This window comes from Clostridium sp. 1001283B150210_160208_E6 (assembly GCF_015669365.1).
In the GTDB taxonomy this organism is placed as follows: domain Bacteria; phylum Bacillota; class Clostridia; order Clostridiales; family Clostridiaceae; genus Clostridium; species Clostridium paraputrificum.
Window position 1 is genome coordinate 1 of the sequence record NZ_JADPAA010000029.1, and the last position, 8,335, is coordinate 8,335.

An 8,335-nucleotide genomic window follows, 5' to 3' on the forward strand; every position below is an offset into this window, starting at 1 on the left:
ATGAATAAAATTTAAAATTATAAAAATAAGGCTGTATCAGCCTAAGGTAAAAAACCTTAATCTGATACAGCCCCTTTTAAAATTCTTTACTATTTTATATTGAAGAAAGCTTTTCTTCCTCTATATTCAGCTACATCTTCTAATTCTTCTTCAATTCTAAGTAATTGATTGTACTTAGCAACTCTTTCAGATCTTGCTGGAGCTCCAGTTTTAATTTGACCTGCATTAACAGCAACAACTAAATCAGCTATTGTTGTATCTTCAGTTTCTCCTGATCTATGAGAAACTACTGCAGTCATTCCTGCTCTGTTAGCCATTTCAATAGCATTTAGAGTTTCAGTTAATGTACCAATTTGGTTTAATTTAATAAGAATTGAGTTAGCTACTCCCTTTTCAATTCCCATTTCTAATCTTTCAGTGTTAGTTACAAATAAGTCATCTCCAACTAATTGAACCTTCTTACCTAATCTTTCAGTAAGTAGCTTCCATCCTTCCCAATCTTCTTCTGCCATACCATCTTCAATTGAGATTATTGGATACTTGTTAACCCAAGCTTCTAAGAAGTCTACCATTTCTTCAGCAGTTAAAGTTTTACCTTCATGCTCTAATACATACTTACCATCTTTATAATATTCTGAAGATGCAGCATCTATAGCTATGAACATATCCTCTCCTGCCTTGTATCCAGCCTTAGTTATAGCTTCTATAATTACTTCAATAGCTTCTTCGTTTGACTTAAGGTTTGGAGCAAATCCACCTTCATCTCCAATAGCTGTTGAATATCCCTTATCATGTAATGTTTTCTTTAAAGTGTGGTATACTGTAGCACACATTCTCATAGCATCTGAGAAAGTTTTAGCCCCTACTGGCATAACCATGAATTCTTGTAAGTCAACTGAGTTATCGGCATGTGATCCACCATTTATGATATTCATCATTGGCACTGGTAAAGTCTTAGCATTAACTCCTCCAATATACTTGTAAAGAGGTAATCCTAATGAGTTAGCAGCTGCTTGTGCACATGCTAAAGATACACCTAAGATAGCATTAGCACCAAGCTTTCCTTTGTTTGGTGTACCATCTAATTCAATCATAGTTTTATCGATATATGTTTGGTCAAATACGTTACAACCTATTAATTCTTCTGCAATTATATCATTAACGTTTTTAACAGCATTTTCTACGCTCTTTCCTAGATAGTTATCTTTGTCACCATCTCTTAATTCTACAGCTTCGTATATACCTGTCGATGCTCCTGAAGGTACAGCTGCTCTTCCTACTGTTCCGTCTTCTAAATAAACTTCAACCTCTACAGTAGGGAAACATCTAGAGTCTAGAATTTGTCTTCCAACTATGTCGATTATTTCTACATAAGTTTTCATAAATATCACTCCTTAAATCTATATAAATAAAAATTTAGCTATTTTACAAAAGAGACCTACACATAGTGTATAGGTCTCCAACTATTGATAATTATGCAGTACAATTTGTATAATTCACGATGTATTCAATTAATTCAATGTAGTGTGTAAGTACATTGATAAAAATATTGTACTTTTCCATAATTGTAATTACTAATCACTATTGATTATTCTTCTCACCTAGATAATACTATTACATAAATATTTTGTCAATACTTTTATTTAAGTACCAACTGTATATACTTTCTACTACAGTATATCCTTCAAGCTATATTATCTTACTAATCAAGTAAATATTCTTCAAATCTAGTTATATTGTTCTTTTTCCCTATTACTACTATTAGGTCACCAGACTTTAATATATAATCTGGTGATATTTCTAATATGGTTCCACCCCCTCCTTCAATAGCAATAATATTAAGCTTGTACTTTTTTCGTATGTTTGACTCCCTTATTTGAATTCCATCAAGTTTTTTAGGAACCTCCATTTCATAAATATTTATATCATCATTAAGCTCTATAAAATCTAAAGCCTTTGAATATAAAAGTCTATTTGCAACTCTTATAGCCATATCATTTTCTGGGTATACCACTTCTGCTCCAATCTTTGTTAGCACAGAGCCATGGTCAAAACTTACTGCCTTTGCTATAACTCTTGGAATTCCCATATTGATTAAATTTAAAGCTGTAAGGATGCTAGCATCCATTTTTTCACCAATACATACAACTGCTGTTTCACAGTTTTGTATTCCTGTTTCCTCTAATGTTTCTCTATCTAGTATTTCTACCACAAAAGCATTGCTTGTATATTGCCTTATTTGTTTAATTTTGCTCTCATCACTATCTATAACTAATACTTCCTTTCCAGCTTCTATCAAGGTTTTTGCTAGAGCAAATCCAAACCTCCCAAGACCAATTATTCCATACTCCATAGATTTATTTTCTTTAAACATAAAATCCTCCTATCCAATAATTACAGACTCTTCTGAATAACGTGCTTCTGGAAGCTTCTTTTGATACCAAATTGTTGCCATGGTAATAGGTCCAAGCCTTCCAATAAACATAATTAATACAATAACAAATTTACTTAATGAGGCAAGATGTGGAGTTATACCAGTAGATAATCCTACAGTTCCAAAGGCACTTGTAACCTCAAATAGTAATTGCATAAATGAACTTTGCGGCTCTAAAATACATAAGATAAAGGTTCCTATAATAACTACCAAGAAAGCTAGAATCATAAGATTAAAAGCCTTCCATATTACACTTACAGGAAATTTCCTTTTAAATGCCCCAGAGTGTTTATTAGTAGAGTTAGCATATAAGCTCTTAGCTATAATAAATGCTGTAGTAGTTTTTACACCACCACCTGTTGATCCAGGTGATGCTCCTATAAACATCAAGATTACCAATGTAAATAACCCTGCATTTGTAAAGGTACCTAAGTTATATGTACTAAATCCTGCTGTCCTAGCTGAAGTACTAAAAAAGAAAGCTCCAAGCCAAGATATATTTTCTGTCATCTTTAAAAGAATAGTACCAACTATAAGTAATAAAGTAGTCATTAACAATACAATCTTTGTATGAAGACAAAACTTCTTAAAAGATTTTTTTTCAAATATTTCTTTTATTACTAAAAAACCTAATCCACCAAAGATAATAAGAAAACATGTTGTTAAATTTAAAAGAACATTACTTTGATATGGTATAAGATTTTGTAATCCCCCTAAAATATCAAATCCAGAATTATTAAATGCAGCTATGGAGTGAAAAACACTTATTCCTAAAGCCTTTAATGGTTCATAATCCTGTGAAAATACAATGTAACTAAGTATTACTCCTACTAATTCAAATAGTAAAGTCATTAAAAGTACTGCTTTAACTATTTTTACTAATCCCTTCATGCTCTCTAAATTCATAGCTTCTTTAATTATTTTACGTCCTTTAATACTTATCTTCTTACCTGCTAGAAGTATAAACCCAACCCCTACTGAAGTAACTCCAAGACCACCAACTTGAATAAGCATGGCTACTACAGTTCGTCCAAAAACATTAAAGGTATCTGCTGTATCAACAGCTATTAATCCTGTTACACATACAGCACTGGTAGAAGTAAATAATGCATCTATAAAGGATATTTTTACTCCTTCATTCAGAGAAATTGGTAACATTAATAATATGGTTCCCATGATTATAACTAGTGCAAATCCTAATACAATTAATCTGCCTGGACTAATCTTTTTTATCAGCGGCATATGATACACTCTCCTCAGCAATAATAAATATACTTAAAATATTTAGTGCTATTATATATCCCATTTGTTTCAATAAATAAAATTTAATGTTAATTATTAGTTAATTTTTTTTGAATTCTCTTTATATGTTTTTGTAAAAATAGGATACTAGAGTTAGTCCTTATTTATATTAGATTTTCTATTAAAAAGAATGCATAAAAAGGAGGTAACTTATATGCTAGGACCACAAGATAAGGTGGGTAATATTAATAATATTTACTTTAGTAACCATTGTGATAATAGTTCAAACTCTGTAAGTGAAGTATACGAATATATATCTGATATTTACAAAGACCTTAACTTAAGCGGAGTTACTTTATGGACATATGACAATACTGCTAAACGTCTAAAAAAGGAATATGCATTGGGAATTTCAGAACTTACCCCACAAAATATTTGTATAAACTTAGATTATAATATAAAAAATACACTTTTAGATTGTAATATTATTAATACTACCCACAAGTTATTAGGCTATTATCTATGGAAGGATTATTATATTTTTGAAGACCCTTATTATAAGAAACTATTTAAAGATGAGTATGTAAATGTTTACCCATTAATATCTGATTCTAAGATTTTAGGTCTAGTAACTATTTATTTTACAGCAGGTAACTTTAACTCTACTGTTAACAAATACATAACTAACATAATTAAAAGAATTAAATTATCATTTGATAATTCATATTTAGCACATTCACTAAAAAAAGAATTAGAATCAAAAGAAGAAATAGAAAATGAATTTAAATATCTTTTAGATATATCTACAGATTTATATATAATAACTAATGCTGATGGCATTATAAAAAAGGTTAGTAATGGCTTTTCAACCATTTTAGGATGGTTATTTAAAGATGTAGAAAATAGTAAATTAACTTCTTTATTAAGCCCATTTTATAAAAATACTGTCCCATCTGTTAGTGAAATGAAAGAAAAATGCAGTGACACCCATATTTACTGCAATATATTGGCAAAGGATGGTAGTACAAGATTAATAGAACTTAGTTATTCCTATGATAAGAATACTGAACAAATTTATATAATAGGAAAAAATATGGATGAATTATTAACTTTACAAAACAGAATAAACTTAGAAGCTCATAAATCTGAATTTTTGGCCAATATGTCCCATGATTTTAAAACTCCCTTAAATATAATTATATCTGCTTCCCAGTTAATTTTAGAAGATTTTGAAAACGATACCTCTACTGCTAATAGTAGATACTGTAATTATTTAAAAAGTATAAAACATAATTCTTATAGACTTTTACGTTTAATTAATAACTTAATTGATGTAACAAAATTAGAAGATGGAGCTATAAATTTATCTAAGGAAGATGTAAATATAGTACAGTTTTTAGAGGGCATTGTAACTTCTATTGCAGATTATATACATACCCTTGGTAAAAATATAATTTTTGATACTGATGAAGAAGAAGTGTATTTATGCTGTGACCTTGAAAAAATTGAAAGGGTTATGCTAAATTTAATATCTAATTCTCTGAAATACACAAGTGATAACGGAATTATAAATATTACTATATCAACTGATTGGGAAAATAAGAGATTATATGTTTCCTTGAAGGATAATGGCATTGGTATATCACAAGAAAATTCCCATTATATATTTAAAAGATTCACTCAAGTTAATAATGAAATAACAAAGTCTAATAAAGGTAGCGGGATTGGTTTAAACATTGTGAAATCTATTATAGAGATGCATTGTGGAGAGATTTATTTAAATGAGAACTATACTGAAGGCACAGAATTTATTTTTTATCTTCCTATTAGAAAATGTAATAGTAAAGGAATCAATTCTAAAACTAAATCTATTGATTCTAGGGTGGAAAGGTTTAACATAGAATTATCTGACATTTATAAATTTAATTAATATATAAAAAAATTGGCAGTAATAAGCACTATACTGCCAATTTTTATAACTATACGACACCCCATACTTTTATCGCAAATATTTTATCTATAATATTATATTCCAAATTAATTCTTTTGTTAACTTATATAAGAGATTTATCTATAAACTTTCCTACAACTTCTACAGTAGGTTGAACATTAATAAATGCCTCTTCATCAACCTCCATAAGAACTTTCTTTATAAAAAGTAATTCATGCTTTGAAATTACTGTAACAATTGAAGATAAGGGATCGTTTGTGTATCCACCTTTTAATGCTGTATGAACAGTAACTCCCCTTAAATTATTGGCTAATAATGCTTTTACAACTTCCTTCTCTTTTCTTGTATATATATTTACTGTAAGCTTATATTGTTGAACATAGAATATATCTACAAGCTTTGTTGTTGCAAATATAGATACTAAACTATAAAGCCCCATCTCTATTCCATACATTATTCCTGCAAGAGAAACTATAATACCATTTAAAATAAATCCTATAACCCCAACTGATTTACCTGTAAGTTTTTGTACAACTAAAACAATTATATCAGTTCCAGCTGTTGAAAAACCTGCTCTAAAACAAAGCCCTGATCCAACTCCAGTTAAAGCTCCTCCAAATATTGCAGCTAAGAAAATATTTTCTGTTATTAAAGTCTCTGGAATAACCTTAATAAATAATGAAGCTGAAATTACAGCAAATAAACTATATATAGTAAATTTATTGCCAAGCTTCTTCCAAGATAAATATAAAAGTGGTAAGTTAATTATTAATACCCAAGCAGATATATCAATATTAACTCCTATAAAGTCATTTCCTATTGATGATAAAAGCATAGCTAGCCCTGTTACCCCACCTGAATATACCTTTGCAGGAGTTAAAAAGCAGTTTACACCTATTCCTGCCAGTATTCCATACAATAAAATTATTCCTATCCTTTGTAAAACTTTTTTATTCATTTTCAACCTCGTCCTATATTAGTTTTTCAAATGCTATTCTTTTGTTTCCATCTTCTAAATATATAATTCCACAATATTTAAAATCATTCTTTTCTAATAACCTTTGCATAGATATATTATCTTCATGTGTATCCACCTTTATACTATGAACATTCAAATCTAATGCTATCTTTTCAACACATTTAATTAAATAGGAAGATATGCCATTGCCCTTTAAGTCATTATCTACCGCTATTCTATGTATTACAGCGTATTTTTCATTACTTAACCATTCTCCCTCATATATCTTATTATAAGTTACTTCCCCATTAAAGGATAAAGCTAGAGTTGCAATAACTTTATTATCCTTTTCTAGTACATAACTATAGCCATTATTAATATCCCCCATTATAGTATTCTCATTAGAATAATTATTTTGCCATTGATCTATACCTTTTGATTTAAAGTAGCTTTGTGATTGAGATATTATTTTCATTACACTACTTACATCACTTATATTAGTTTTTCTAAGTTCCATAACTCTCCTCCTTTGTTTTTTTATTCTATTATACATAATACTTAGAATAAAAAAAACTAGCAAAATTGCTAGCTTTCTTTATCTTATTAATGAGTTAATATCTCTGCTCCATCTTCAGTTATTAAAACTGTATATTCCCATTGAGCTGATGGTGAACCATCTTCTGTAATAGCTGTCCAATCATTATCAGAATCTACATATATATCTTTCTTACCCATATTAATCATTGGCTCTATTGTAAATATCATTCCTGGAACTAAAAGCATATCTGTTCCCTTCTTACCTACATGGGCAACAAATGGATCTTCATGGAATTGTATTCCTACTCCATGTCCTCCAAACTCTCTAACTACTGAGTAACCATTTTTCTCAGCATGTGTTTGACAAGCCTCTGAAACATCCCCTAAGAATCCCCATGGCTTAGCTGCTTGAAGCCCTAAATCTAAACATTCCTTAGCTACTTTAACAAGCTTTTCAACCTCTGGATGCACGTCACCTATCATAAACATTCTTGATGCATCTGAAAAATATCCATTATATATAGTAGATACATCTACATTTATTATATCTCCATCCTTAAGTATGATATCCTTACTTGGAATTCCGTGACATACCTCTTCATTTATAGAAGTACAAACACTCTTAGGGAATCCACCATAATTTAATGGCGCAGGAATTGCACCTTGTGAAACTGTAAAGTCGTGTACTAATGTATTTATATCTTCTGTAGACATTCCTGCCTTTATATTTTCAGCCACTAAATCTAGTACAGCTGTATTTATTTTAGCACTTTCTCTTATCCCTTGGATTTGAGCTTCATTTTTTATAATTTGTCTAGGTGGAACAATAGCACCTTTTAATCCATAAGATAGGATTTTTTCATCAAAGTTTAGGTGGCAATTCTTATATTTCTTTCCACTACCACACCAACATGCGTCATTTCTACTTAATTTCATCCATATCGCTCCTTTTCCTTATCTATTATATACTATACTCCTATATTAACAAAATATAAACATCATACAAGATTATTCTACAATGAAAAATTTATTCCATTGTTTTGTGAGATAACTTTACTATTTTTGATATATATTATTCAATCTTAAGTTAACCTGTTTATTCCTAAATTTAGTATTAGTATAATGAAATATATAACGATAGTGTAAAGTTTTGTATGAAAAAATAGCCTATGGCTAGTTCTGAATAATAATAAAAAAAAAGACTTTATACCAT

7 protein-coding genes are annotated in these 8,335 nt (G+C 29.5%); 1 reads left to right on the forward strand and 6 read right to left on the reverse strand.

Annotation, left to right across the window (positions count from 1 at the left end; genetic code table 11):
- Nucleotides 1-89: 89 nt before the first annotated feature.
- From eno to I4V16_RS17050, 3 genes are all read right to left on the reverse strand, one after another.
- Nucleotides 90-1,382: a phosphopyruvate hydratase gene (gene eno, locus I4V16_RS17040; protein WP_099330153.1), complete on the reverse strand. Its 1,293-nt coding sequence runs from the start codon at nucleotides 1,380-1,382 to the stop codon at nucleotides 90-92.
- A 320-nt stretch (nucleotides 1,383-1,702) separates the two neighbouring features.
- Nucleotides 1,703-2,374, reverse strand: coding sequence for a TrkA family potassium uptake protein (locus tag I4V16_RS17045; protein ID WP_049179857.1), 672 nt, complete (start codon nucleotides 2,372-2,374; stop codon nucleotides 1,703-1,705).
- Between the two features lie 9 nt (nucleotides 2,375-2,383).
- Nucleotides 2,384-3,676, reverse strand: a complete 1,293-nt coding sequence (locus tag I4V16_RS17050; RefSeq protein ID WP_049179859.1) for a potassium transporter TrkG — start codon at nucleotides 3,674-3,676, stop codon at nucleotides 2,384-2,386.
- Nucleotides 3,677-3,890: 214 nt separating this feature from the next.
- On the opposite strand from I4V16_RS17050, the gene I4V16_RS17055 reads away from it, so the two are divergent.
- Entirely contained in the window at nucleotides 3,891-5,606 is a 1,716-nt protein-coding gene (locus I4V16_RS17055; protein ID WP_049179861.1) for a HAMP domain-containing sensor histidine kinase, read from the forward strand.
- A 124-nt stretch (nucleotides 5,607-5,730) separates the two neighbouring features.
- On the opposite strand, the gene I4V16_RS17060 is transcribed toward I4V16_RS17055, so the two are convergent.
- From I4V16_RS17060 to I4V16_RS17070, 3 genes are all read right to left on the reverse strand, one after another.
- Nucleotides 5,731-6,585, reverse strand: a complete 855-nt coding sequence (locus I4V16_RS17060) for a YitT family protein (protein ID WP_049179863.1) — start codon at nucleotides 6,583-6,585, stop codon at nucleotides 5,731-5,733.
- A gap of 13 nt (nucleotides 6,586-6,598) precedes the next feature.
- The gene (locus tag I4V16_RS17065) at nucleotides 6,599-7,102 is read right to left on the reverse strand and encodes a GNAT family N-acetyltransferase (RefSeq protein ID WP_195966940.1); all 504 of its coding nucleotides are present in this window, start codon (nucleotides 7,100-7,102) and stop codon (nucleotides 6,599-6,601) included.
- 86 nt (nucleotides 7,103-7,188) lie between these two features.
- Nucleotides 7,189-8,058 (reverse strand): methionyl aminopeptidase, encoded by an 870-nt coding sequence (locus tag I4V16_RS17070; RefSeq protein WP_049179867.1) that lies wholly within the window; start codon nucleotides 8,056-8,058, stop codon nucleotides 7,189-7,191.
- Between the last annotated feature and the right edge of the window lie 277 nt (nucleotides 8,059-8,335).